Origin of the sequence: Paraburkholderia kururiensis JCM 10599 = LMG 19447 (assembly GCF_003986935.1) — a bacterium.
GTDB lineage: Bacteria > Pseudomonadota > Gammaproteobacteria > Burkholderiales > Burkholderiaceae > Paraburkholderia > Paraburkholderia kururiensis.
Genome location: NZ_RJZE01000013.1, coordinates 24,159 through 50,499 on the forward strand (window position 1 = coordinate 24,159; position 26,341 = coordinate 50,499).

Sequence of the window (26,341 nt, forward strand, 5' to 3'; positions counted from 1 at the left end):
GATTTATGCTGACGGACGATTTCTATCGAGCGCTGGAAGACCGTTTTCGCGGTAGCCGGGCTACGATCAAGGCACGTCAGCGCGTCTACATGCCTATCGTTGAAGCGCTCAATGCCAGGACTGGCAAGAAGGTGCTGGATGTAGGCTGCGGACGTGCCGAATGGTTGGAATTACTTACGGAACATGGCATTGTTGCCGAGGGTCTTGATCTCAACGAGGAGTTTGTCGCAGGTGCTCGCTCTGCGGGACTATCGGCCATCAAGGCTGATGCGCTTGAGTTTTTGAAGGTGCAACCTGCTGGCGTATATGGCTTGGTCAGCGCGTTTCACGTGGTCGAGCACTTGGGGTTTGACAATCTTCTTGCCTTCATGAAGGAAGCTCATCGCGTGATCGACGAGCAAGGCGCGATTCTTCTTGAAACCCCCAATCCGGCTAATCTCGTAGTTGGGGCATGCAATTTCTACTTAGACCCCACACATGAACGACCCATTCCATCAGTTCTGCTTAGCTTTGCCGCAGAATATTGCGGATTCGAAAGCGTTGCGATTGTGCCTGTCAATCGGAACTTCATTCAGAACGATCTGGAACTTATGCCGGAGCAATTGCCCGGTGCGAGCGTGATCAATAAAGTCGTCACTGCGCTTGACCTCAATCTGATGCAGGCGCCAGACTACGCGATCGTCGCGTTTAAGAAGCGCGACGCAGTTCTAGTAGAAATCGCTGAGTCGCTGGCCAGCGCTTCATCACTTGCCGTATCAGCCAGAGAAGAAAAGGATGTGAATGAGTTGATAGCTAGAATTGTTAAAGCAGAACGGGAGGCGGTGGAATGGCGAGAGAAATCGCGCCAATTTGAGATTCGCCTAAAGGACACCGAGACAAGAGCTCGGGCGGCGCATGCGGAGGCTCAAAGAATCGAACTTGATGTGCGCGAGGCGCGGGCACGTGCTGCGACGGCGGAAGCTGAGACACGTGAGGCTCAGGGACGTGCCGCTACAGCCGAAGTGGAGGCGACCCTATTGCAGCAGCACGTGAGCGAACTTCTGAACAGTCGAAGCTGGCGCATAACGACCCCCCTACGTGCGGCAAGTGCGGTTCTCAAAAGCGCTGGCGTATCAAGGAGCGGTGGAAAGCGCATCGCAAAACTCGCGCTGTTGCGCACCGCTGGCTACGTTCGGTCGCGCCCGTTCCTTAAATCGAGAGTCTCGAAGATTCTCTCACGGTTTCCCGGACTCCGTAGTCGTCTCGTGGGTTCCGTTGGTCTCGACATTTTGCGCGGAGTTACGACAGAGTCCTCCACGCTTCCTATCGAATCGTTCGAGCTATTGACCGCGCGTGGGCGCAAGATCTACGGCGATTTGCTCAAGGCAAAGAAAGCCGATACCCAATAATCATCGACCGTACAAACATGCGCATTGTTTTGGATCTCCAGGGTTGCCAATCAGCCAGCAGATTGCGGGGTATTGGCCGATACAGCCTGGCATTGGCGAAGTCGATTGTTCGCAACGCGGGTGATCACGAAATATGGATTTTGTTGAACGATTTGTTCCCCGAAGCTGTGGAGCCCGTTCGGGCCGCATTTTCCGGGTTGCTTCCGTCCGACCGTATAGCGACCTTCTCAGTGCCTGCGTTGACGCCCTACCAAGCGGCGCACGACTGGCGTACCCGTGCAGCAGAACTGATCCGCGAGTATGCAATTGCGGAGCTTGAACCAGACGTCCTGCATATCAGCAGCCTATTCGAGGGATACGTCGATAACTCGCTGACGTCCGTGAAAGCCTTCGATGCGCAAACCATAACGGCAGTCACGCTCTATGACTTGATTCCATACCTGAATCCGGCCAGATACTTAACGGATGCTGGTTTCAAGCAGCACTACTACAGGAAGATCGACGCTCTCAAGCGTGCCGACGTGCTGCTTGCGATCTCAGCTTACTGCGGCGACGAGGCGACGCGGGAGCTCGACATATCGCGCGAACGCATCACCAACATTTCGTCTGCCGTGTCGGAGTCCTTCCGACGGATTTCGCTGTCCGAGGGCGACATTCGCGATCTGCTTGGACGCTATTCCATTGCACGCCCTTTTGTAATGACGACAGGTATCGTTGAGCCGCGAAAAAACCTGGAAGGTCTCATCGTCGCGTACTCAAAGCTGCCGATCGAAATGCGCAGGCAACACCAGCTGTTTATGGTGTGCCAGGCGACAGAGTCTAATTCGGCAAAGTTGCGCGAGCTTGCTAGTTTGAACGGGCTCGAGCCCGACGAACTCGTTCTGGCGGGCTACGTTTCGGATCATGATCTTGTGTCGCTTTACAATTTGTGTCAATTATTTGTGTTCCCGTCTTTTCACGAGGGATTTGGTCTGCCGGCACTTGAGGCAATGGCGTGCGGCGCGCCGGTCATAGGCGCGAACGCCACGAGCATTCCGGAAGTCATCGGGCGTGAGGATGCATTATTTGATCCCCACGACATATCAGCGATGAAGTCGATGCTGTATCGGGCACTCACGGATATCGAATTTTCGAATTCGTTGCGTGAATATGCGCACACACGCGTCCAAAGATTTTCTTGGGATGAGACTGGTCGTCGCGCAGTGCAGGCTTTTGAGGCTGCAGTACAGCGAAGAGAGGCGAGTGGTGCGTCCGATAATGCAGCGCACGGGACTGATGCGATGCGTGCAACGGAATCAGCGGACGCGCGCTATCACCGACTCATTGAAGCGTTGGCCAGACTGGACCCGCCTGCGTCGGACGCCGATTATCTTGCCAGTGCGCACGCGGTTGCCGCAAATCAGCGGGTTGGGTGCACGCCGCAAATTTTTGTCGATGTATCTGTGCTTTGCGAGATCGACGCAAAGTCTGGGATCCAGCGGGTGACTCGCTCGATACTACGCCAGTTGCTTGCGGCTCCGCCGGCGGGTTGGCAAGTTAGGCCTGTGAGGCTGGATCGTTCGGTGATGGCTTATCGTTACGCAAACCGATTCTGGCGCGAATTCAACATTGACATAGAGACAATTGAAAGCGAAGACGAGTGGTTGGAGACGCAATCGGGCGATATTTTTCTCGGTCTTGATTTGGTCGCCGATTGTGTGCCGCTTGCGCAACAGTGGTTTGCAACGCAACGGCGGCGTGGGGTGAAGATTTATTTCGTCGTCTATGATCTTCTACCCATTATGCGACCAGAGTGGTTCCCGGAGGTAATTGCCCAGTGCTTCCCGCTATGGTTTAAGACGATCTCGACGGTGTCTGATGGCTTGGTAGGTATTTCACGCGCTGTAGCAGACGACATCCGGAGCTGGCTTGACGCGACACAAATTCTGCGGCTGCGGGATTTGCAACTTGGTTACTTCCACCTTGGCGCCGATATCGACAGTAGTCAACCGTCCAAAGGTGTACCGGACAACGCGCCGGAAGTGCTCGGGTCGTTGAGCGCCCGACCAACTATCCTGATGGTTGGGACAGTGGAACCTCGCAAAGGTCACGTGCAGGCTTTTGAGGCCTTCGAGAAACTATGGGCGGACGGCGTCGACGTAAACCTGGTGATCGTCGGCAAGGCTGGCTGGGGCCTGAATGGCTTCGATCAGTCACTAAAGAGTCATCCGAAACTGAATAGGCGTTTCTTTTGGCTGGAGGGTATCAGCGACGAGTACCTGGAAAAGGTCTATGACGTAGCAACGTGTCTCCTCGCCGCCTCCAAGGGTGAAGGGTTCGGTTTGCCGCTAATCGAAGCCGCTCAAAAGGGATTGCCAATCATTGCGCGGGATCTGCCCGTCTTCCGCGAAGTGGCCGGGGATCACGCGCTGTATTTCGAAGGCGATTCAGGCGAAGCGTTGGCGCGGACATTGCAAGATTGGTTGAATTTGCGCAATGCTGGGCGAGAGCCTTCTTCGGCGGCCATGTCATGGCTGACATGGGAGCAGAGCGCTGAGCAGTTGAAGAGGGTGATATTTGAAGACGCTTGGTATGGTGCTTGGCGGCCTATCGAAGAGGTCTAGCTTCAGCTCGGCTACGTTGCTTCATTCGGATTCGCGAAGCGTACTTGATAAATCTTGGTGCAACGTACGCTGAGTCAGTTTCTATCCGGCCCGGCTTGTTGAGCCGTGCCGGATGACAGCAGGCAGTCCATAGGACCATTTCAAGATTCTGTCTGCCTTACGAGCGAGTCGTATACCGCGACATACGATTCGACCATCCGCTCGGCGGTAAAGTGTGCCTCAAACCGCTTGCGTGCATTCGCCCCCAAGCGGGTCGCTAGGGCCTCGTCGGCCCACAGTGAGTCCATCGCGTTGCGCAACGACGCGGCATCGCTAGGCGGCACCACAATGCCGGTTTCGGAGTCGACGTTTACGTATGAGGTGCCAGTGCCAATTTCCGCGGAAATCAGCGCCTTGCCGAACATGGCGCCCTCGAGCAGCGAAATGCCGAACGCTTCGGAACGCAGATGGGACGGAAATACGAGCGCGCGGCACAGCGTCAGCAATGCGATTTTGTCGTCGTCGTCGACCGGCCCGACGAACTCGACCTGGCTCAGTCTTAGCCGGGTAGCCTGGTCGCGAAGCTCGCTTTCAATAGGCCCGGCACCCACGATAATCACGCGAAAATCAGTGCCACGCAGCGAGTCTAGGAGTATATGTAGTCCTTTGTAATACCGAAGGTTACCGACAAACAAAAAGAATTTCTCGCCTGCTCGGTCCTTCCAGTAACGTAGTCTTGCAGAGGAAGGGGCGGGGTAGGATGCTGGATCGAGTCCGATGGGAATAATTTCCACCTTGTCACGGTAGCGCTTAAGCACGGTGCTCGTTGCCACGTAGTTCGGCGAGGTGGCAACGATCTTGTCGACGCTTGCGAGAAAGCGATCTCTTAACGGTCGGTAGAGCTGCAGCAGCACCTTCTGCCTCACGATGTCTGAGTGATATGTCACTACCGTCGGCTTACGCAAATGGGTAGCAAAATGCACCACATCCGCAAACGGCCATGGAAAATGGTAATGAATCAGATCGGCGTCGCGCGCAAGTTCCGCGAAGCGCTTGAATGCTGCTATTGAAAACGCAGACGAAGCAATTTCTACATCGAGCTTCGCTCGATGATGGACGTGATCCCCGAAATCCACAGTCGTTGGGTTCCGGCTGACCGTTAAAACCTCGCTCGTAACGCCCCGCTTAGCGGCGCCGGAGCATATCTGGCCGATCAGTTCTTCAACGCCGCCCATGGAATCCGGTTTATATGTCTTATAGAAGTGAAGAACGCGCATGGGGTACGGCCAGGAATCTTACGTGGCGATTGACGTCTCAACTGCGGCAGTATTGTGTGGTCTCAATCGCAAGGTCGAGAGAATTGCCGAATTAGTCGGCTATGAGTTAGCTGGGTGTCGGCAAAGTCATGCGGCCGGTGCTCGTCCGTAAATGTCCTCGAACCGGACAATGTCGTCCTCGCCAAGATATTCGCCGCACTGTACTTCAATCAAGACGAGGTCAAGGACACCAGGGTTGATTAGCCGATGCTTGTGTCCAGCAGGAATGTACGTCGATTCGTTCGGCTGTAGGGAAATCACTTTGTCGCCATTTACGATGTCAGCGCAACCGCTGACGACGATCCAGTGTTCGCTACGATGGTGGTGCATCTGCAGGGATAGCGAAGCGCCCGGCTTGACGACGATGCGCTTCATCTTGAAGCGATCTCCCTCCTCGAGCACGGTATAGGTGCCCCACGGGCGATGTACGGTACGGTGCAGTCGATAGGACTGGTGGTTCGCGCGCTTCAGCTTGGCAACGATCTGCTTAACGTCCTGCGCACGGGACCGTTCTGCGATAAGCAACGCGTCGGGCGTGTCTACCACGATGAGATCGTGTACGCCCACCATACCAATCAGGCGCTCATCGCTGCGCACAAAGCAATTGCCGACATCGTAAAGCTCAGCCTCGCCGTGGATCCTGTTGCCTTCGGGGTCCGGTGCGGTCAGTTCGCTGATTGCGAGCCAGGATCCAATATCACTCCACCCTAGTTCACACGGCACGACGGCCACTTTGTCCGACCGTTCCATCACCGCATAGTCAATTGAGATGTCCTGCGCTTCGTTGAAACGGTCTGCGTTGAGCTCCACCGAGAAGCCGTCACTCGCCGTGCTTCGCCGTGCCTCTTCAACCGCGGCCAATGCCGGTTCCAGTACCCCGGGTGCATGGCACTGAAGCTCGGCCAACAGGGTTTCGGCCGTGAAGCAAAATATCCCGGCATTCCACAGGTGGTGTCCGTCCGCTACGAGTTCTTGCGCAACGCGCAGTTCAGGCTTTTCGATGAATCGGACGACTTTATGGACCGCGTCGGTTCCGGGCAAAGGATGGGCTTCGTACTCGATATAGCCGTAACCCGTTTCGGGGCAGGTGGGCCGGATGCCAAAGGTGACAAGCTGTCCTTCCCGCGCCGCGCGTGCAGCGTGTTCTATCGCGACACCGAATGCAGCCTCGTCCTCGATCAACTGGTCGGCCGGCATGACAAGCATAATGGCGTCTGCGCCGTGTTCTTCCCGCACTACTTGGGCAGCTACGCCAATCGCCGCCGCAGTGTTGCGCGCTGAAGGTTCGAGGACAAACCCCACTCGCGAGACGTCGGCTCGCACGTCGGCGCATTCGTCCTTTGTAAGGAAGAACGTTTCACGGTTCGTTACGACGAGAACTTCTTTTTCTGAAGCTACGCGCGTTGCCCGCAAAAACGTCTTCTGGAGGAGACTTTGCCCGTCGGCGAGTTTCAGTAGCGGTTTGGGGAAGGCTTCGCGGGACACCGGCCACAGGCGCGTACCTGCACCGCCGCAAATGATCACAGGAATGATGTTCATGAAACCGTGTGTAAGGACGTTCGATCCACTATGCAGGCGCCGATTCTAGCCGATTTCGCAACGTTGGTCGCCCGATTCCCTACATTTGGTTACCAATGTTGCGCGCTCGAACTCTTTTCCCTACCTTCGAACGCCGTCGAACGCGGTACCTTTGTGCGGTCGCGTTGCCCCAGTAAGGCGTTGTGTTGACAGGGAGCCCGGCCTCCGCTGGCACGCGCATAGTATTTGCTTCCTGGCGTTGGCATAATTGTTCTTTTTCGACGTAATCCGCTTACCAGCCTCCTTGCCAAGGAAAGTCGCCAGATGTCTCGTCTCAAATCGTCGTGGTTATCGCTCAGTGCTTTCGCCTTCGATGCGTGTGCGGTAGCAGGGGCATGGCTGGCGGCGTATGCGATCCGATTTAACGGGATCGTGCCGGATGATTTCTGGCGCGGCGCAGTCCACTCCCTGACGTGGGTCGTGCTGACCTACTCCCTCATGTTTCGCATCTTTGGCTTGTACCGCGGCATGTGGGTATTCGCGAGCTTGCCTGATCTCGTGCGCATTTCCAAGGCGATTGTCACCGGGGGGCTGCTTGTGATGATTGGCGCGGTGATGCTGCAGCCGTTTCCGATCATTCCTCGGTCAGTTTTGCTCGTCTCACCCATGTTGCTTTTTCTCGTCATGGGTGGCACACGCGCTCTATATCGAGCGACCAAGGAGTTTTACCTTTATGGCGGGCTCGTGGCCCAGGGAAAGCCCGTCCTCGTCCTCGGCGCAGGCGCGGCTGGGGCCAGTCTTGCACGGGAGCTATCGCGCTCTGCCGAGTGGCGGTTGGTGGGTCTTCTTGACGACGATCCGGTCAAGCGAGGCCGCGAGATATACGGTTACAAGGTCTTGGGGCCGATCGGAGAGCTGTCCCGGTTTGCTTCAGAGCTGAGAGCCGAGCATGCCATCATTGCCATCCCATCCGCCTCGGCCCAGGCCCAGCGTCGCGTTGCCACCATTTGCGTGCGGGCGGGTGTTAAGGCGATGGTGTTACCGGCGCTTACACCTGTTACGCAAGGCCAAGCATCCCTTTCGCGGGTGCGTCAAATTGACCTCGAGGATTTGCTCGGGCGCGACCCCGTGCATATCGACACGCCGCATGTCGAAGCACTCCTACGCGGGAGGGTCGTCATGGTTACCGGGGCTGGTGGTTCCATTGGCTCCGAGTTGTGTCGGCAGATTCTTCGCTTCGAACCTGCTCAGCTGGTTGCGTTCGATCTTTCTGAGTACGCGATGTATCGACTTACGGAAGAATTGGCGGAGCGCTTTCCCGCATCGTCCGTCGTTTCCGTCGTCGGCGACGCAAAAGATTCGCTGTTGCTTGACCAGGTGCTGAGTCGTTATGCGCCATTCATCGTTTACCACGCTGCCGCGTATAAGCATGTTCCTCTGATGGAGCAGTTGAATGCGTGGCAGGCGGTCCGCAACAATGTCCTCGGTACCTACCGCGTGGCGCGAGCGGCAATTCGGCATGGGGCGCGGCGCTTTGTTCTGATCTCCACCGACAAGGCAGTTAATCCGACAAACGTCATGGGTGCCAGCAAGCGGCTTGCCGAAATGGTGTGTCAGGCGCTACAGCAGACGAGTTCGCACACGCAATTCGAGACCGTGCGATTTGGCAACGTACTGGGAAGCGCGGGCAGTGTGATTCCAAAGTTCCAGCAGCAGATTGCGAAGGGCGGCCCGGTCACGGTCACCCATCCAGAAATCACGCGTTTTTTCATGACCATTCCCGAGGCCTCTCAACTTGTGCTGCAGGCGTCCAGCATGGGGCAGGGCGGCGAGATATTCATCCTCGATATGGGGCAACCGGTGAAGATCGTCGATCTGGCTCGTGACCTCATTCGCCTGTACGGATTTAGTGAGGAGCAAATCCGCATTATCTTTACAGGTCTTCGTCCTGGAGAAAAACTGTATGAAGAATTGTTGGCAGACGATGAAACGACCACACGCACCCCGCATCCCAAACTGAGAATCGCACGTGCACGCGAGGTGCCTGGTCACGTGCTTGATGAGCTCCTGCCTTGGCTGATGCAACATCGAGTGCCAAGCGATGATGAAGTGCGTCGCGACCTGCGCCGATGGATGCCCGAATATGAACCGACAGCCCTCCCCGCGCTACAAAGTCTGCCGTCTGTCCGGCAGGTGCCGGTGTCTGGCTGAGGCGCGCTGTACATCACCGACGTCCCATTCCGACTAGCCTTGTCGTACGATGGCGCCCTTCGCCGCGATGCTGTGCTCACGGTTGACCTACCACAAGCCATTCGGGTTTCGTTTGCATGAAGTTGTTATTCGATCTGAATTCGCTGCGTCCTCCAAGAAGCGGCGTCAGCTACTACACACAACATCTGCTGGAGGGATTGCTGCGTCAGCCTGACGTCGAGGACATTGCTGGGTGGGTTGGATCAACGGTCTTCCGGGAGGGCAGCCTGGACGCACTGCTGCGTGCCGAGGACGCTCTACAGAAGGCTGCACAGTTCAGTGTGGGATGGAAAGCATCGGTTTTGCGGGCAGCCCGGCATGTGCCGGGCGTCTACAACTCGCGTACCCTGGTGCGCGCCTTCGCGTCTGCAAAGCTACGCCGGGACTTCAGCCGGCGCGGCTACCTTTATCATGAGACGAACTTCGTTGCTTCCCGATACCACGGGCCCAACGTGGTGACCATTCATGATTTGTCGCATCGTCGGCACCCAGAATTTCACCCACGGGTAGCGGTCGGATATCTTGATAACGGGTTACCGCGTACGCTGAAGCAGGCACAAACGGTCATCGCAGTAAGTCGTTACACGAAGAACGAAATTCACGAGATCTACGGGTTGCCGGATGAAAAAGTGGTCGCCATTCCCTTAGGTGTGGAACCGGCCTTTCAGCCGTATGGTGAGGAGTTCTGTGCGACGGCACTTGCGCAACTGAATTTGCGATACCGGGGGTTCGTGCTCTCGGTTTGCACGCTGCAGCCTCGTAAGAATCTGGCGCGTCTCGTCGAGGCATTCGCTCGTCTTCCCCGGGTCCTGCGTCAGGCATTTCCTCTTGTGCTGATTGGTGCCGACGGCTGGATGAATTCGACCCTGATGGAACAGGCGGGCCCGCTCGCTCTGGCTGGCGAACTGATAACCCCAGGTTATGTGTCGCGGACGAATCTTCTGCGCTTTTTTGCTTCCGCGGCCGTATTTGCCTACCCATCGCTCTACGAGGGATTTGGCTTGCCGGTGGCGGAGGCGATGGCAAGCGGTGTGCCGGTGTTGACGTCCAACGTTACTTCGTTGCCGGAGGTCGTTGCGGGAGCGGCCCTCGAGATTGACCCCTACTCGGTCGACGAGATAACGGCCGGGCTGGAACGTTTGCTTGTTGATGAAGCGCTCCGCGAGGAACTCATCAAGAGGGGGCTGCGACGAGCGACCGAATTAAGTTGGGGCACGACGGTCGAGCAGACTTGCAACGTGTACCGTTCACTGGTTTCGTGAATCTGCCGCGGATAGCGCAAGAGGGAATACGGCATGCGGGATAACAGTGACGGGCGCAACGGGCTTGTCGGCCGAACGCTTTGCGCGGATTTGGGTGACGAGGGGGCATGATGTTGGGACGCTCGTGCGCAGGTTAGCTCAGGTCGAGTCATTGACCACCCAAGTCACCATTCCGGATGACAATTTCGCAAGTCTTGCGACGGGCGACCCCGACTCGGGTGGTTGCGATGTCGTAATCCGTCTTGCTGCGCGAGGGCATGTGATGCGGAACAAAAATGCGGAGCCGATTGTTGCATACTGGGCGTCGAACGAGGAAGGCTGTCCAGTTGAACGCTGATGGAGCCAATTTTTTGCGCCAGACTCCCTAACCGGGGAGCGCTCACAGTTTCAGCTTGAATGCATTGCGATCGTAATTGCGGCCCAAGGCCGGTTAGTTTGCTGGTGTTGGAAATGTTCCCCGAAGTCACGCCCCGTAGCAGCAACTCCGCTGATGTAACGAATTTTGACGTCGGTGCGATACCCCTGTCTGTGGGATAATTTACGGGTTTCCACTCTACTCGATCAGACTGTCTCGCCGGCCTTCTGCCCCGATCGCTAAGCTTCTTCTCTGACAATAGGTTCTTCGCGTGGATGATGACATCTATTATCTTCATATTCCGAAAACAGGCGGCAGTTCTTTTATTTCGTTCCTCGATGCCCAGTTCCGTGCGGCTGACGTTTGTCCTGCGCAGTTGCTCCCCCAGTTATTTGATATCCCGGGGTTGCAGCTTGCAGATTACCGGTTTTTTCGTGGCCATCTATGGTACGGGCTCAATACCTATCTGAAGCGGCCGCTTCGCTATATCACGCTACTGAGGGATCCGGTTCAAAGGACTATTTCGTGGTACTCGCACGTCAAGCGCGAAGTAGGGGCATATCGCCATCATGATCTGATAACCCGAAATTGGTCTCTACTCGATTTTGTTCGAGACGAGCAAACAAATTGGGACATGATCAACGCACAAACACTATTCCTTGCTGTCGATCTTGATTATTCTGCGCTTTCTCGCGACCCGGTTGGTTATGGTCAGGCCATAGTAAAGCAGTATGCTCATCGGGGTAACGATCAGAAATTGCTCAATATTGCAAAGAGGCGGCTCGAGCAGTGTGCATGCTTTGGTATAACCGAACGAATGGATGATTCAATCAATTTAATTTCATATGCCATGAATTTCTATCCGAATTTTTGGCCACAGAAATTAAACGTTGGGACTAATCGTCCCTCCGCGCGGGAGATATCATCCGAGGTGATTGCCGCTATCAACGAAATTACTGAGCTAGACCGTAAGCTGTACAACTGGGCTTGTGAGGTTTTCGACGATCGGTTTAGTTTGATGGTTAAATCACTACTTGATTCACATTACAGGTCTAGATGTGAGCATCCGAGGGGGGCATGGCGCGGTCCTTTGCCCGCGGACGAAAGGAAACGGTTTCAGGTTGGCTTAATTGAGGCACCATGTCATATCGCGGCGGCGGAGCGATTTGAGATCAAAGTGACGATCGCGAATCGCTCCTTCTGTGAAGCTGGCGATTCGAATGCGAACCCTGTCAATATCTCCTACCATTGGCGCAACGCGGCTGATGGCACGATGGTGGTGTTTGATGGCCAGCGCACCGCGATATCTCCCCCGTTGTTGGTCGGGGAGAAGAGGGATTTTAGGGTGATAATCGTGGCGCCGGTGCAGATCGGTAAATACATTTTGAGGCTCACTCTTGTACAAGAGGGGGTGGCTTGGTTCGATGAGGCGGAATCGTCGGTATTTGTGGACTGCGAGGTCGTGATTGGTTAGAACGTTCAGCGATCGCTGACAGTTGACATGGCGTCCATCGGCTGCATTTTGTCCACAGCCTGTCAAGAGCAGTCGTGAGGGCGTCTTGCCACGATGTCAACTGGCGAATGCACGCACCTGCGCTGCTATTCTGTGCTTTTTCAAATTATTTTGGTGACAGCCGGATCATGGTCCCAAGCGAGTTCGATCTTTCTATGCGGTATGACAGCAAGATGCTCAAAAGATCTACGCCAAACTCCGGGGCACTGCCGGCTTTGCCAACGAACACGCAGTTAAATGGCGCGCTTTCAATAGCGAAATCACAGCATCACGATCTCTTGCTCTGCACTGTACTCGACGATCGTTGCACCTGCGATAGTTTGCGCTCCAAGCGTCAACATTGCGATCCGCCCATGTCGGCGTCACTTCAGGCCGAAACCAGCCCGTTCTATGATCTGCTGGGTAGAAAGGCCGGACGGTAACGGAATGAAGTTGATACCATCATTCGTGAGATCGAAGAACATTTGTTGTCCGTTGTCACTGACGAGCTTCGGCGGTCGACCTAGTAATCGCCTTAGTTCGGCCTCAATGGCTTTCCCGTGATCGGGGTAGCCGCGCCGGTCTACATAAAGACCACTGAAGCCAATTCGGCGAGCAACGATGATTTGCTGTTCAAGCGGCTCAGCGGCCAAAGCGCGAAAGAACAGGTCGCCGGGACGTCCTTTGATGCCGCCGTAGCTCCATCCAAGCCATTTCGACTGTAAATATCCACGGATTTGATCGTAGCTTTGGAGTGCGTTGAGTGGTGGCACTTCCGGAAAAGCCATATATGGCAACTGATAGACCATTCCAGTTTTGGGGCTGGCCTTTTCAATCATCGCTACAAAACGTGCGTCACTTTCGTATTGTGCTTGATCCGCTTCAAGGCAACCCCTACAGGGAGGCGTTGTTTGATCCCAGACGGCTATGGCACAGAGTGCTACTGCTATAACGCTTAGCAGTGGCGCGCCACGGCGGTACATGCGTCTCCATTCGAGCAATTTTTGCACCAACAGCATTGACGAACAGATGCATGTGAATGCGATAAATACGCTAACACGGTTCCATGCACGAATCATCGGACTGACTAACACGCTGAATAGTGCGGAGCCGCCCCCTACCGTGCAAAATAATACAAGGACGAACGTGACAGCCGCCAAGAAGTGAGCGCGTTCGTCCCGATGGGAAGCCGTTTTTGGCGCAAGCAGGACCACGAGCAATGTCAGAAAACCAACACTGCCAACCAGTCCTAGCGATGATGTCACGTTTTCATTAACCAGCGGAGCAACAGTTGAATATTCGCTATTTAACTTGGCGAAGGGTGCAACACGATGTCCTGGGCGAGGTAGAAGGAGTTGGACGATCTTCAGACCATAAATTTCGGCCTCGGCAGGAGATCGTTGAGCAACCTCGGGATTTTGGCCGTGCTCAGCACGATCCATTAAATTTGGAGCTACGTTTGCCACGACGCCGCAGGTTATAATTGCTACCGCTAATGCACAAGGAATGGCTGACCGAACGGTGCGCTCCCTCACGCATCTCATAAACCCCGCGATTAAAAAAGTAAGGACGCCAAAGAACGAATAATAAACACCAAAGCATGAAAGCAATAGGAGCGCAACAGCGTTCAAGAGTTGCTTCGGTGTATTGTGATGGCTTGTGAAAAATCCAGTGTCTCCATCATATATTTTTTTTGCAAATAAAATGAATAATGGCGCCGTAAAATACCATGTATAAAAAAGATGGCCGATACGTAAAAAGTGAAAAGGTAAAAGCGTGAAAACAAAGCCAGCTGCGAAGCTGAGTGGGCGCGACACGCAAAAGGTTCTTGCGACAAAGTAGCCGGCCAGCGCATTCAACGGGAAACCTAGAAGGTAGTAAGCGTTAAGCGCTGCTCCTGCGCTTCCGGACACGAGGCCGAATACCTTGAGTGCGAGTAAGCTTCCCGAGTCTGGAATGGGATAATCGTAAAGAGACGACCCGAATGGTGCGCCCATCATGCCACTATGGAAAATCCATGGATTCTCCATCACGCGCTTGATAAATGCGAGGATAAGTAATCCATCGCCCGAATAGATCAATGGCACATGCAGGTCAAATCGGGATGTGCCGATGACAAGTAGCCAACCTACCAGAAATGAGAGCAAGCCGAGCAAGCACGGTATAATCCATGGCAGCTTCTTTGGCTGCATTTCGGTGGGGAAAGTATCTTTCGCTACGAAGTCTGTCACGAGATCGAGCCTTTTGTGGGTTGTGCCGAGGGCGTGAACAAGCTAACTTTGGTTCCGGGCATTGACGGTGTGAGCGTTGAATCAGCGGTGGAGTTGATCCGCTCCCTCTCTACCACCAACGGCCGCTTTTGCGCATACGTCAGAATCGCGCCAACGTACTCGCCCAGCAAGCCGATAAAAAACAGCTGAACAGACGAGAAGAAAAACAAACCGATGAGCATCGGTGCGCTGCCCATTGAAAAGCTGTTCCAGTACAGCAGCTTGAGCACCAGATAAATGAACGAAACGCAAAGGCTAACGCCCGAGAGGAAGAATCCGGCAATGGTCGCGAGGCGCAACGGCACCTTGGAATGCGACGTGATGCCGAGCATCGCAATATCGTACAGCGTGTAAAAATTGTTCTTCGAAATGCCGCGCTTGCGTCTGGGTTGCACGTAAGGCAACTGGATTACATCAAAGCCGATCTCGCAGACCAGGCCGCGGAAGTACGGATAGGGATCGTCGATCTGGCGCAGGATCTCAATCACCTTGCGGTCGTACAGACCGAACCCAGTGAAGTTCTGAATGAGCTTCACGTTCGCGATGCGCGTAACGAGGCGGTAGTACATGCGGCGCAGCGCGAAGAACAGCGCCGACTCTTTCGCCTCCGGCTTTACGCCGATCACGATCGGTGCGCCGGCAAGCCAGTTCTTGACGAACTCGCGCATCAACTCCGGCGGGTCCTGAAGATCGGCCACCAACAGAATGACCGCGTCGCCCTTCGCTTGCAGCAAACCATACATGGGCGAGCGAATATGCCCAAAATTTCGCGCATTCACGATGACGCTCACGTTCGGGTCCGCTGCCGCGATGCTGCGCAACTTGCTTACCGTCGTGTCGGTAGATGCGTTGTCGATGAAGAGATGGTCGTAGGTGACTTCAGGGATGGTCGAGAAGATGCGGCGCGTTTCGCTATACACCGCCTCCACGTTTTCCTCTTCGTTGAAACAGGGAGTGACGACCGTGATGTGCTTCATGGCAAATTGAAAACGAACCGGCGATTGAGAATAAAGGCTAGCAGGCTGAGGGGAACCAGCGTGATGGCATTGGCGACGTAAACGTTGGCACCCAGACTCAAAAGCAGGCGCACGCCTCCCAGGTTGACGAGGTAGATGACACAGTAGACACCTACGAAACGCCAGAAGCGCGACCGCGGCGCGCCGTCAAATACGAGTCGCCCTATGCTCTGGAAGTTGAACAGCACTCCACCAATGGTTGCGAGCCCGATCGCAACTGGGTACGTCAGACCTATAAACGTAAATACCGCGAAGAGCGAATAGCCGAAAACCGTGTTGAGGCCGCCTACCACGAGAAAGCGGATCAGCTGATAAACCGTCTTCACGGCCGGCTCACGGTCTGATGTTGTGCTGGCACCGGCGGGCGTTCCGTCTGCCATGTCGTTACCGCTCGTATTGGATGCTTGCATCGAGCGCGCGCTTGATCTGCTTTTCCACCGCCTCGGGTGCGAGGCCATGACTTTCCATCAGGAAAGGATAGTTGCCGCACAGCGTGCTGAATTGATCCGGAATGCCGACGCGAACGAAGGTTCCGACATACTGCCCCATGAGCGTTTCCGCGACTGCGCCGCCAAGGCCGCCGTAGATGGAGTGCTCTTCGAACGTGACGATTGCCTCACGTCCCTCGGCCAGCTTGCGCAGGGAGGCGGCAGGGAACGGTTTCAGGCATGGCACTGAAACCACGTCGGCATTCCCTATCGCGGCTGCGGCCTGTTGAGCCAGCTTGACGCCCGAGCCCGTGCCGACGAAGAGGTACGACGCACCAGTATTCGTTACCGGGATCAAATCGCCGCTCGCGCAGTCCGTCAAGGGGGCGCGATGGACATCGCCGAGATCGGCTTTGCCCATGCGGAGATAAGCGGGTCGCGAGTTCTCAAGGATGTGCTGCGCACAAGCGGTCAGCTCGAAGCGATCACATGGCGAGTAGATCGAAATCTGCGGTACGGCGCGCAGGGCAGCAATATCTTCCGTACTTTGGTGGCTCGTACCCAGTTGAGCGTAAACCACGCCGGCGCCGTCTCCGATGAAGGTGACGGGCAGATCCTCGTAGCACACGTCGATCTTGATCTGTTCGAGCACGCGAATGGGCACGAACGCGGCAAGGCCGTAGACGATCGGGCGGAAGCCCGCTTTCGCAAGCCCTGCTGCCACGCCAACCATGTTCTGCTCGGCAATGCCGCAATTCAGATATTGGTCCGGGCAGGCTTTCCGGAATGGATCGAACAGCGCGTAGCCATGGTCACCGGTGAGCAAAAGTACCTTGGGGTCTTTTTGCGCGGCAGCCACAAGGGCGTTCGAAAATGCGTCTCTCATGCCTTGCCTCCAAGTTCGGCAACGGCCGCCTCATACGTCTTGGGGTTGAGTCGCGTGTAGTGCCAGATGTTGTCGTGCTCCATGAACGACACGCCTTTCCCTTTCACGGTCTTCGCGATCAGCGCTTTGGGCCGCCCGTTCTTGCGGGTCTTCAGATCGCTGTATGCGCGGTCGATTGCTGACTCGTCGTGGCCGTCTATCGTGACCGCGTCGAAATCGAAGGCCGCAAACTTTGCAGCGATATCGCCGAGGCCCATGACCTCGTCAGTTGTTCCCATGGCCTGAAAACCGTTCGCGTCGACGATAACAATGAGGTTGTCGAGCTTGAACTGCGCAGCAAACAGGGCGGCTTCCCAGATGGTGCCCTCGTTCAGCTCGCCGTCGCCCACCAGGGCATAGCAGATCTGGTCAGTGTTATTCCGTTTGGCGGCAAGCGCGAGCCCTACGCCAACAGACAAGCCATGGCCAAGGGAGCCGGCGGTGACTTCCACGCCGGGCACGTGCGCATCCGCGAGCCCTTTCAGCCGCGTGCCGTTGCCGAAATAACGGGCGATCTCGTCGTCCGGCAACCAGCCAATCTCGTGGAGGCAGGCGTATTGCGCCATGACGCCGTGGCCTTTGCTGAGCACCATGTAGTCGCGCGTTGCGGACCGCGGATTAGTCTCGTCGAAGCGCAGATGATTGCGGTAGAGCACCGCAATCAGTTCTACAATTGAAAACGCGCAGCCGATATGAACCGTCGAGCCTGCAAACGCCATATCGAGAACCGTCTTGCGGATTCGGGACGCGTCGAACTTTCTCATGCTGTGACCGCCACGCGGCTCCAGTTGATCGTCTTTGACAGAGCGCATTCTAAGGAAGTGAATTCGTCGACACCGAGAGCGGTGCGCGCCTTCGTCGTGTCAGGTATGTATCGCGGCGGGGGGGCGTCCTTCGCCTGGGCCCGCGGCATCGCCGCGAGTGGCGAGCCGCACAGGCGTTCAACTGCGCGCGCGAGCTCGATAATCGAAATCTCGTGTTCGGAACCTACGTTGTACGCTTCGCCCCGTTCGCCGTGTTGCAGGATCCGCAATAGCCAGACACAGGCGTCCGCCATGTACAGATAGCTGCGCAGCGGTCGTCCGTCGCCATTGATGGCGATCTGCTGTCCTGCCAATGCGTCGCGAATGAAGTTGCCGGCTGCGAACGGACCGTCGAGCGGAATGGCGGGGCCCAAAAGCGCGTAGATGCGGGCAATCGAAACGTGCAGGTCGCCATGTTGACCGTACGCCGCCGCAAGCCATTCGGCGGCGCGTTTGCTCTGACCGTATGCCGTGTTGACGTCGAGAGGATCAGGCGCGCCGGAAAACGTCTCTGGCGTGCGAGCGAGCGTGGCGGGCTGTGTGCCATAGACGGCGCCGCTCGACGTCAACAGAAACCTGGAGGCACCGTTGGCCCGCGCAAGATCCAGCACACGCCGTGTGCCGATCACGCCCGTATCGAACACGCGCAACCGGTCGCCGGCCTTGGTGGTATCCGCGACGTCTGTTGCGGCATGAATGCACAGATCGATGGCGCCAACGTCGGCCTCAAAGTTCACGACGTCACCCGCGATGAGCGTCATGCCGGGGACATTGAAAAGATGCGGCGCCTGCGCGCGTGCCCGGTCCGGCTCGCGGCTTAGCGCAACAACCTCGATGCCGCAGCCTCTTACCCGGTTCGCATGCTGTATGACCTCGAGCAACCATGACCCGATGAAGCCCGTTGCACCGGTCATGAAAAGCCGCGCGCGGTCGAATGTGGACCACACGTCGGCGGTTTGCTCGACGATGAAGTCCAGATCTTCCTGTGGCAGCGGCTTTCGCATGTTTCGAGACTTTTAGAAGTTGACGCCCAGGAACGTTTCGATCTTTTCCACGATGAAGTCGAGCATTTCACGGCTAAGACCCGGATACACGCCAACCCAGAACGTCTGGTTCATGACGATATCTGTGTTCGTCAGCTCGCCGCTCACGCGGTATTCGCGGCCGATCATGTATGGCTGGCGCGTGAGATTGCCCGCGAACAGCAGACGTGTTCCGATCTTGTTCTGGTCGAGATAGGAGAGCAGATCGACACGCCGGAAATCGGCTTCCGGTTTCAGCGTGATCGGGAAACCAAACCACGACGGCACGGAGTTGGGCGTAGCGTGCGGCAGGATCAGGAATTCCTTGCAGCTCTGCAGCTTGTCGTGAAGATAGGCGAAGTTGTCGCGTCGGGCCTGAATGAAGCCTTCAAGCCGGTCCATCTGTGCAAGGGCACACGCCGCCTGCATGTCGGTGATCTTGAGGTTGTAGCCCAGGTGCGAATACGTGTACTTGTGATCGTAACCTTCGGGCAGGTTGCCGAGCTTCCAGCAAAAGCGCTTGCCGCAGGTGTTGTCCTTTCCGGGCGCGCAATAGCAGTCGCGGCCCCAGTCGCGGAACGATTCGGCGATCAGCTTGAGATCGGGATTGTTGGTGAATACCGCACCGCCTTCACCCATCGTGATGTGATGCGCGGGGTAGAAGCTGAGCGTGCCGATGTCGCCGAAGGTACCGACCAGCTTGCCGTCGTAGGTAGCCCCGAGAGCATCGCAGCAGTCTTCGATCAGCCACAGGTTGTGCTTCTTGCACAGCGCCGTGATGACTTCCAGGTTGTACGGATTGCCCAGCGTGTGCGCCAGCATGATCGCCTTCGTTTTCGGCGAAATGGCCGCTTCGATCTTGCTTGCGTCGATGTTGTACGTACCCAGTTCCACGTCCACGAAAACGGGCACCGCCCCGAACTGGAGAATCGGATTGACCGTAGTGGGGAAGCCTGCCGCGACGCCAATGACTTCATCGCCTTGACGGATGGCGCGATCGCCGAGTTTGGGCGATGTGAGCGTGGAGAAAGCGATCAGGTTGGCCGACGAACCGGAGTTCACCGTGATCAGATATTTGACGCCGAGAAATGCTGCGAGCTTCTTTTCGAATTCCTCATTGAAGCGCCCCGTGGTCAGCCACCCGTCGAGCGAGGCTTCGACCATCAGTTCCATCTCTTTCGCGCCAATCACCTTGCCGGACGGCGGAACGACGGTTTGTCCCGGCTCGAACGCGCGCGGTTGGGTGGCGAGCTCGCCGTATTGCTTGACGAGCTGGATGATCTGTTCGCGGATCTGATCTTTGTTCATGGGGGATAGCTTCAAGAATGAGTGTATTCGTCGATTTGGGCGAGCGTGACGGCCTTCATGTCTTCGTGACGAGCGGCAGCCTTGTACCACGCGACGATATTGTCCAGTGCGTGATCGAGATTCCATCTCGCCCGCCATCCGAGACGCGCGCGCGCTTTCGAACAATCTAGCTTCAGGTAGGTGGCTTCGTGCGGATGGTTACCGTCGTCCAGTTTCCATCGGGCACCTTCACCCCACTGGGAGGTGAGCCGCTCCACGATGGCTTGCACAGGCTGCGCATCGGAGTCGTTCGGGCCGAAGTTCCAGGCATCCGCGTATCGCGTACCTTCCGTGTAGAGCTTTTCAGCGAGGACGAGATAGCCGCTGAGCGGTTCGAGCACGTGTTGCCACGGACGAATGGCGTGCGGGCTGCGGATATGGACCGTCTCCCCGTTTGCGATTGCCCGCATGATGTCCGGAATGAGCCGGTCGGCCGCCCAGTCGCCTCCGCCAATCACATTGCCCGCTCGCGCGCTGGCCACCGCGACGCCATGCTGCTGATAGGCGGCCGGATTGAAGAAGGCGTTTCGATAAGCGGCCGTAACCAGTTCGGCGCAACCCTTGCTGCTGCTGTACGGGTCGTAGCCGCCCATCGCCTCGTTTTCGCGATAACCCCATTCCCACTCGCGGTTTTCGTAGCATTTGTCCGTGGTGACGATCACGACGGATTTCACGCCCGGCACGAGTCGAATGGCGTCGAGCAGATAGACGGTCCCGAGCACATTCGTTTCATAGGTTTCCACCGGCGTGACGTACGATTCGCGCACGAGCGGTTGTGCCGCCATATGAATGACGATTTCGGGCTGAGCGGCCCTGATTGCGTTGAGCAATCGCTCGCGGTCGCGGATATCGGCGATGACCGATTCGATCCCATCGCCGGCTTGCGCAAGCGTGTAGAGGTTCGGCGTGGTTTCCGGTGCGAGCGCGTAGCCCGTGACCTCGGCTCCCAGGGCTCGCAGCCAGAGCGTGAGCCAGCTACCCTTGAAACCCGTATGGCCGGTCAGGAAGACCTTCTTGCCGAGCCAGAACGAAGCGTCCTTCATCACCAAACCTTCCACGGTGCCTTGCCGGATTGCCAGAGGTCTTCCAGGAGCGTTTTGTCGCGCAGCGTGTCCATAGGCTGCCAGAAGCCTTCGTGTTCATAGGCCGAGAGTTGCCCCTGGGCGGCGAGTTGTTCGAGCGGTTCGCGTTCCCAGACGCATTCGTCGTCGGGAATGAGATCGATAACCTTGGGCGAAAGCACGAAGAATCCGCCGTTGATCATGCCGCCGTCGCCTTTCGGCTTCTCCTTGAACGAGCTGACCTTGCGATCTTCGATATGCAGCGCGCCGAATCGGCCCGGCGGGTAGGTCGCGGTGAGCGTTGCCTGATTGCCGTGTGCCCTGTGGTACTCGACGAGAGAAGAAATGTTGATGTTGCTGAGACCGTCGCCATACGTAAAGCAGAAGGCCTCTTCGTCCTTCACGAAGTCTCTCACGCGCCGCAGCCGCCCACCCGTCATGGTGGATTCGCCCGTATCCACCAGCGTCACCTTCCACGGTTCGGCATATTGCTGATGAACCTGCATTTCGTTGGTCCGCATGTCGAACGTGACATCGGACGTGTGCAGGAAATAGTTCGCGAAATATTCCTTGATTACGTAACCCTTGTAGCCGCAGCAGATGACAAAGTCATTGACGCCATATGCCGAGTAGATCTTCATGATGTGCCAGAGGATCGGCTTGCCGCCAATCTCGATCATCGGCTTGGGGCGATTGACGGTGTCTTCGGAAATTCGGGTCCCAAGTCCACCTGCGAGAATTACAGCTTTCATTGAAATCCTGTCTGGACGCAGTCGAAAATTCGGTGAGCAATGAGTGAACCGGAGGACGGTTTCGGGGCAAGTGCCCGCATTTGCCCGATGTGCCGCGAAGTCGCAGCCTGGGTCGTTCTGTTGGCTGCGCTGATGCCAGCGAATCGAATTACGGTAAAGATGTGACGAAATCTGACCGAATCCTACGATTTTAGCATGAGGGTCTCCGCGAACAATAGGGCGGCTTGACGCGCGCACTTGCGTGCCGACCGTTGCTCCGCGACCCGATCTCAACTCCTCGGGTTCTTGCCACTCCACGTCGCAACACGTGGGCAACGGGCGTCCTTGTCCTTATCTCCTTATCCATGGACACTCTCGCGCACAGGTTCGCTCTCACGCTGTGTTGGTCTCATGGCGGCATGTCTACAATACGGCTGGTCGCGCTTCTGCCCAGCGCCCTGCTTTGAAGGAGTCTTGATGCCGGATTCGTTGCCACGGTCGCTATTGAGGTGCACGGCGCTGCTCGTGCCCCGGCAGGCACATAGGGAGAGGGCGCATCTTTTCGATCTTCGCTGCGAGGACTTGTTTTGTTCGTCGCCACGCTGGAGGGCAGCGTGGCCAGCAGTGCATAGGTTATTGACTTGCCGGTCTCGAACGCGCTCATGACCCAACACATCGCCATCACCGGAGCGAACGGTTTCGTCGGCAAAGCACTGTCCCGTGTCTTGCTGGAACGAGGAGACGTCGTGACGGGCATCGTGCGCCACCCGCAGTCCACATACAGTGGCGTTCGCGAGTGGGTCTTCGGCGCAGACGATTTCGACGGCATCGAAGATGCGTGGCCGTCGACGCTGCATTGCGATGTTGTGGTCCATCTCGCCGCGCGTGTGCACGTCATGAAAGAGGCAGTATCCGAGCCGCTCGCGGCATACCGGGCGACCAACGTGACCGGCAGCTTGCGCGTCGCGCGGGCAGCGCGTCGTGCCGGTGTTCGCCGTTTGGTCTTCGTGAGCAGCATCAAGGCCGTAGCGGAAAGCAGCCAGGACCATCCGGTCACCGAAACGGACCGGCCCATGCCGACCGACCCATACGGCATTTCCAAGCTCGAGGCGGAGCGGGCGTTGCTTGAATTCGGCGCGCAATCGGGCATGGAGATCGTGATCGTGCGCCCGCCGCTGGTCTACGGCCCGGGTGTGCGAGCCAACTTTCTTCAATTGATGCGCGCCATAGCGAAGGGTGTTCCCTTGCCCTTGGGCGCCGTCACGGCGCGCCGCAGCATGGTGTTCGTCGACAACCTGGCGGACGCGCTTGTTCATTGCATCGTCGCGCCCGGTGCCGCGGGGCAGACGTTCCATGTCACCGACGGTCAGGATCTGACTGTGGCCGAGCTCGTAGAAGCGCTCGCGAGGCAACTTCACGTACCCACCCGGCTGATCCCCGTTCCCGTGCCGCTTCTGCGTCTTGCGGGCCGGTTGACCGGACGCTCTGCTGCCATCGACCGACTTGTGGGCGACTTGCGCGTGGATAGCGCACATATTCGCGAAGTGCTCGGCTGGTCGGCGCCATACACGGTCGAGCAAGGCCTGCTGGAGACCGCTTCCTGGTACGATTCAACGCGCTGACCTTACATGCAGATCGATTCTCTTCTTGCCCCTCCAGTGCTACGCGCGCTCTTTGGGGCTTTGCTTGCGTTAGCGCTGTGCGCGGCCGTTCTGTGGGCGTTGCTCAAGACCGGTCTTGCCTGGCGACTCGCGACCGATATTCCAAACGATCGTTCGTTGCACACGAAACCGACGCCACGCATCGGCGGTTGGGGCATCGTACCGGTCTCGGTCGTCACGATGGCTGTCTTTGCGCCCACCATGTGGTTGCCGGCGCTGCTGGCTGCGCTTCTTGCAGCGCTTTCGCAAATCGACGATCGCCGCGGCTTGCCGGCGCGAGTGCGCTTCGGCGGCCATGTCGCCGCCGTTATCGCGCTGGTAGCGTCCTATCCTGCGGATGCGCCTTGGTGGGTGTTGGCCGCTATCGCGTTTCTGCTCGTCTGGCTGGTCAACCTGTACAACTTCATGGACGGCGCGGACGGCCTGGCCGGTGGAATGGCCGTATTCGGCTTCAGTGGATATGCCGTGGGTGCATTGACGGCCGTGCATCCGGATCTCGAGCTGGCGATGGGGTCCATTCTCGTGGCTGGAGCGGCCGCGGGCTTCCTCTTGTTCAACTTCCACCCGGCACGAATTTTTCTGGGGGATGCCGGATCGATTCCGCTGGGTTTTCTCGCTGGAGCGTTGGGATACCTTGGCTGGCGCGGCGGCGTCTGGCCGCTCTGGTTTCCCGCGATGGCGTTTTCGCCCTTTATTGCCGACGCTTCCGTCACATTGCTCAAACGCATCGCCCGCGGAGAAAAGTTCTGGCAAGCGCATCGCGAGCACTACTATCAAAGAATGGTGCAGGCGGGGTTCGGGCACGCGTCCACCGCAAAGATCTGGTACTTGTTCATGGGTGCCGGCATAATAATTGCTCTGTTCTCCCGAGGCTTTGCTCCTCTTTTCCAATGGCTTGCCGTTGCGGCGTGGGCGGGCGTGCTGGTTCTGGCCGGCGCGTGGATTGATCGACGCTGGCGGCGTTTGCCGCTCTCCGGGCGAACGCGAGGTTCTGCATAGATGAAAAGATTCAAGGCTCGATGGCTTTCGCTCAGCGCATTTGCGTTTGACCTGTGTGCCGTATCGGCGGCGTGGCTGCTCGCCTATGTCATTCGCTTCAACGGCCCCGTACCGGCGGAGTTCTGGAACAGCGGCTTGCACGCGCTGTTTTGGGTGCTCGTCATCTATGGCCTCATGTTTCGCGGCTACGGGCTCTACCGCGGCATGTGGGTGTTCGCGAGCCTTCCCGATCTCGTGCGTATTGCCAAGGCCGTATGCGTTGGCGCACTGGCTGTCGTGATTGCTTCTGCGCTGTTGCAGCCGAAGCCTGTCGTGCCCCGTTCGGTGCTGCTCGTGTCGCCTATGCTGCTGTTTCTGGCAATGGGTGGATCACGGGCGTTATATCGTGCTGCGAAGGAGTTCTATCGCTACGGCGGACTCGTCGGGCAGGGCAAACCGGTATTGGTGCTCGGCGCGGGAACAGCGGGCGCGAATCTCGTACGGGAACTCAAGCGATCCGGCGAATGGCGCCTTGTCGGCCTGCTGGACGATGACCCCGTCAAACAAGGACGTGAGCTCTACGGCTACCGCGTGCTGGGGCCTATCGGCGATCTGCAGAAAATCAGTTCCGGTCTGAAAGTCGAGCACGTGATCATTGCGGTGCCGTCGGCGTCGGTTGAAGCGCACCGGCGCGTCGCGACACTGTGCGTTCGCGCCGGCGTGAAGGCGATGGTTTTGCCCGCGCTTACGCCGCTCACCCAAGGGCAGGCGTTTCTATCGAGAGTTCGGCAGATCGACCTGGAGGATCTGCTGGGGCGCGATCCGGTGATGATCGATACCGTGCACGTGCAAGCGCTTCTTCGAAACCGCGTCGTGATGGTGACGGGCGCTGGTGGATCGATCGGTTCCGAGCTGTGCAGGCAGATTCTGCGGTTCGGCCCCGCGCAGCTCGTTGCTTTCGACATTTCCGAGTTCGCCATTTACCGGCTCAACGAAGAGCTCCGCGACAGGTATCCCGAGGTTTCGCTCGTGCCCGTGATCGGCGATGCAAAAGACTCGCTGCTGCTCGACCAGGTCATGGCGCGCTACACACCCCACATCGTGTTCCATGCGGCCGCGTACAAACACGTGCCGCTGATGGAGGAAGTCAACGCGTGGCAGGCTGTGCGCAACAACGTCCTCGGCACGTACCGCGTGGCGCGCGCAGCTATCCGTCACGAGGTGAGGCACTTCGTGTTGATCTCGACCGACAAGGCCGTGAATCCGACGAACGTGATGGGTGCGAGCAAACGGCTTGCCGAAATGGCGTGTCAGGCGTTGCAGCAGATGAGTTCGCGCACCCAGTTCGAGACGGTGCGCTTCGGAAACGTGCTGGGCAGCGCGGGCAGCGTGATCCCCAAGTTTCAGCAGCAGATCGCGAAGGGTGGCCCCGTGACCGTGACTCACCCTGAGATCACGCGCTTCTTCATGACGATTCCAGAGGCTTCGCAGCTCGTGCTGCAGGCGTCGAGCATGGGGCAGGGTGGCGAGATTTTCATTCTCGACATGGGTGAGCCCGTGAAGATCGTCGATCTCGCCCGCGATCTGATCCGCCTGTATGGGTTCACGGAAGAGCAGATCCGCATTGCGTTCACGGGGCTGCGGCCGGGCGAGAAGCTTTACGAAGAACTGCTTGCGGACGACGAAACGACTACGCGCACACCGCACCCGAAGCTGCGTATCGCGAAGGCGCGCGAGGTGCCGGACAATCTGCTCGACGAGCTACTGCCGTGGTTGATGCAGCATCGCGTACCCGACGACGACGAAGTTCGTCGCGACCTGCGGCGCTGGGTGCACGAATATCAGCCCACGGCGATGCCGATGCTCGAAAGCGTCGCGACTGTCGCACAGGTGCAAGGGTTGCGTTAGCCTGGTGAAGCACGCGGAAACAGCGCGG

General features: G+C 57.4%; 19 protein-coding genes. 8 read left to right on the forward strand and 11 right to left on the reverse strand.

The window, feature by feature from the left end; genetic code table 11:
- Nucleotides 1-5 precede the first annotated feature (5 nt).
- Nucleotides 6-1,388: a class I SAM-dependent methyltransferase gene (locus PKKP23_RS16800; RefSeq protein WP_126877739.1), complete on the forward strand. Its 1,383-nt coding sequence runs from the start codon at nt 6-8 to the stop codon at nt 1,386-1,388.
- A gap of 17 nt (nt 1,389-1,405) precedes the next feature.
- On the forward strand, nt 1,406-3,991 hold the full coding sequence (locus tag PKKP23_RS16805) for a glycosyltransferase family 4 protein (RefSeq protein WP_126877740.1): 2,586 nt from the start codon (nt 1,406-1,408) through the stop codon (nt 3,989-3,991).
- Nucleotides 3,992-4,131: 140 nt separating this feature from the next.
- On the opposite strand, the gene PKKP23_RS16810 is transcribed toward PKKP23_RS16805, so the two are convergent.
- Nucleotides 4,132-5,205, reverse strand: coding sequence for a glycosyltransferase family 4 protein (locus tag PKKP23_RS16810; protein WP_338120161.1), 1,074 nt, complete (start codon nt 5,203-5,205; stop codon nt 4,132-4,134).
- A gap of 168 nt (nt 5,206-5,373) precedes the next feature.
- Nucleotides 5,374-6,825: a mannose-1-phosphate guanylyltransferase/mannose-6-phosphate isomerase gene (locus PKKP23_RS16815; protein WP_126877742.1), complete on the reverse strand. Its 1,452-nt coding sequence runs from the start codon at nt 6,823-6,825 to the stop codon at nt 5,374-5,376.
- Nucleotides 6,826-7,128: 303 nt separating this feature from the next.
- On the opposite strand from PKKP23_RS16815, the gene PKKP23_RS16820 reads away from it, so the two are divergent.
- From PKKP23_RS16820 to PKKP23_RS16830, 3 genes are all read left to right on the forward strand, one after another.
- Nucleotides 7,129-9,015, forward strand: coding sequence for a nucleoside-diphosphate sugar epimerase/dehydratase (locus PKKP23_RS16820; RefSeq protein ID WP_126877743.1), 1,887 nt, complete (start codon nt 7,129-7,131; stop codon nt 9,013-9,015).
- A 116-nt stretch (nt 9,016-9,131) separates the two neighbouring features.
- Nucleotides 9,132-10,316 carry a glycosyltransferase family 4 protein gene (locus PKKP23_RS16825; protein ID WP_126877744.1) on the forward strand — a complete coding sequence of 395 codons (1,185 nt, stop codon included), beginning with the start codon at nt 9,132-9,134 and terminating at the stop codon, nt 10,314-10,316.
- 626 nt (nt 10,317-10,942) lie between these two features.
- Nucleotides 10,943-12,145 (forward strand): sulfotransferase family protein, encoded by a 1,203-nt coding sequence (locus tag PKKP23_RS16830; protein ID WP_126877745.1) that lies wholly within the window; start codon nt 10,943-10,945, stop codon nt 12,143-12,145.
- Between the two features lie 401 nt (nt 12,146-12,546).
- On the opposite strand, the gene PKKP23_RS16835 is transcribed toward PKKP23_RS16830, so the two are convergent.
- Genes PKKP23_RS16835 through rfbF form a run of 9 tightly spaced genes read right to left on the reverse strand, consistent with a single transcriptional unit; the run spans nt 12,547 to nt 21,787 of the window.
- Nucleotides 12,547-14,394 (reverse strand): sugar translocase, encoded by a 1,848-nt coding sequence (locus PKKP23_RS16835; RefSeq protein WP_240659037.1) that lies wholly within the window; start codon nt 14,392-14,394, stop codon nt 12,547-12,549.
- Nucleotides 14,391-15,410 carry a glycosyltransferase family 2 protein gene (locus PKKP23_RS16840; protein ID WP_126877746.1) on the reverse strand — a complete coding sequence of 340 codons (1,020 nt, stop codon included), beginning with the start codon at nt 15,408-15,410 and terminating at the stop codon, nt 14,391-14,393. The genes PKKP23_RS16835 and PKKP23_RS16840 overlap by 4 nt, the downstream gene beginning before the upstream one ends.
- Nucleotides 15,407-15,829 (reverse strand): GtrA family protein, encoded by a 423-nt coding sequence (locus PKKP23_RS16845; RefSeq protein WP_126877747.1) that lies wholly within the window; start codon nt 15,827-15,829, stop codon nt 15,407-15,409. Before PKKP23_RS16845 ends, PKKP23_RS16840 begins: the two co-directional genes overlap by 4 nt.
- Before the next feature lie 4 nt (nt 15,830-15,833).
- The gene (locus PKKP23_RS16850; protein WP_126877748.1) at nt 15,834-16,763 is read right to left on the reverse strand and encodes a transketolase family protein; all 930 of its coding nucleotides are present in this window, start codon (nt 16,761-16,763) and stop codon (nt 15,834-15,836) included.
- Nucleotides 16,760-17,566, reverse strand: coding sequence for a transketolase (locus tag PKKP23_RS16855; RefSeq protein WP_126877749.1), 807 nt, complete (start codon nt 17,564-17,566; stop codon nt 16,760-16,762). Before PKKP23_RS16855 ends, PKKP23_RS16850 begins: the two co-directional genes overlap by 4 nt.
- Complete coding sequence (locus PKKP23_RS16860; RefSeq protein WP_126877750.1) at nt 17,563-18,609, reverse strand: NAD-dependent epimerase/dehydratase family protein; 1,047 nt, start codon at nt 18,607-18,609, stop codon at nt 17,563-17,565. The genes PKKP23_RS16855 and PKKP23_RS16860 overlap by 4 nt, the downstream gene beginning before the upstream one ends.
- Nucleotides 18,610-18,621: 12 nt before the next feature.
- Nucleotides 18,622-19,935 (reverse strand): lipopolysaccharide biosynthesis protein RfbH, encoded by a 1,314-nt coding sequence (gene rfbH, locus PKKP23_RS16865; protein WP_126877751.1) that lies wholly within the window; start codon nt 19,933-19,935, stop codon nt 18,622-18,624.
- A gap of 11 nt (nt 19,936-19,946) precedes the next feature.
- Nucleotides 19,947-21,017, reverse strand: a complete 1,071-nt coding sequence (gene rfbG / locus PKKP23_RS16870) for a CDP-glucose 4,6-dehydratase (protein ID WP_126877752.1) — start codon at nt 21,015-21,017, stop codon at nt 19,947-19,949.
- Nucleotides 21,017-21,787, reverse strand: a complete 771-nt coding sequence (gene rfbF / locus PKKP23_RS16875) for a glucose-1-phosphate cytidylyltransferase (protein ID WP_114808999.1) — start codon at nt 21,785-21,787, stop codon at nt 21,017-21,019. Before rfbF ends, rfbG begins: the two co-directional genes overlap by 1 nt.
- 641 nt (nt 21,788-22,428) lie before the next feature.
- Here rfbF and PKKP23_RS16880 point away from each other — a divergent pair.
- From PKKP23_RS16880 to PKKP23_RS16890, 3 genes are read left to right on the forward strand one after another with little or no spacing between them, the layout of a single operon-like run.
- On the forward strand, nt 22,429-23,388 hold the full coding sequence (locus PKKP23_RS16880; protein ID WP_114808998.1) for a UDP-glucose 4-epimerase family protein: 960 nt from the start codon (nt 22,429-22,431) through the stop codon (nt 23,386-23,388).
- 6 nt (nt 23,389-23,394) lie between these two features.
- Nucleotides 23,395-24,426: an MraY family glycosyltransferase gene (locus tag PKKP23_RS16885; protein WP_126877753.1), complete on the forward strand. Its 1,032-nt coding sequence runs from the start codon at nt 23,395-23,397 to the stop codon at nt 24,424-24,426.
- Nucleotides 24,427-26,313: a polysaccharide biosynthesis protein gene (locus tag PKKP23_RS16890; protein ID WP_126877754.1), complete on the forward strand. Its 1,887-nt coding sequence runs from the start codon at nt 24,427-24,429 to the stop codon at nt 26,311-26,313.
- The last annotated feature ends 28 nt before the right edge of the window (nt 26,314-26,341 follow it).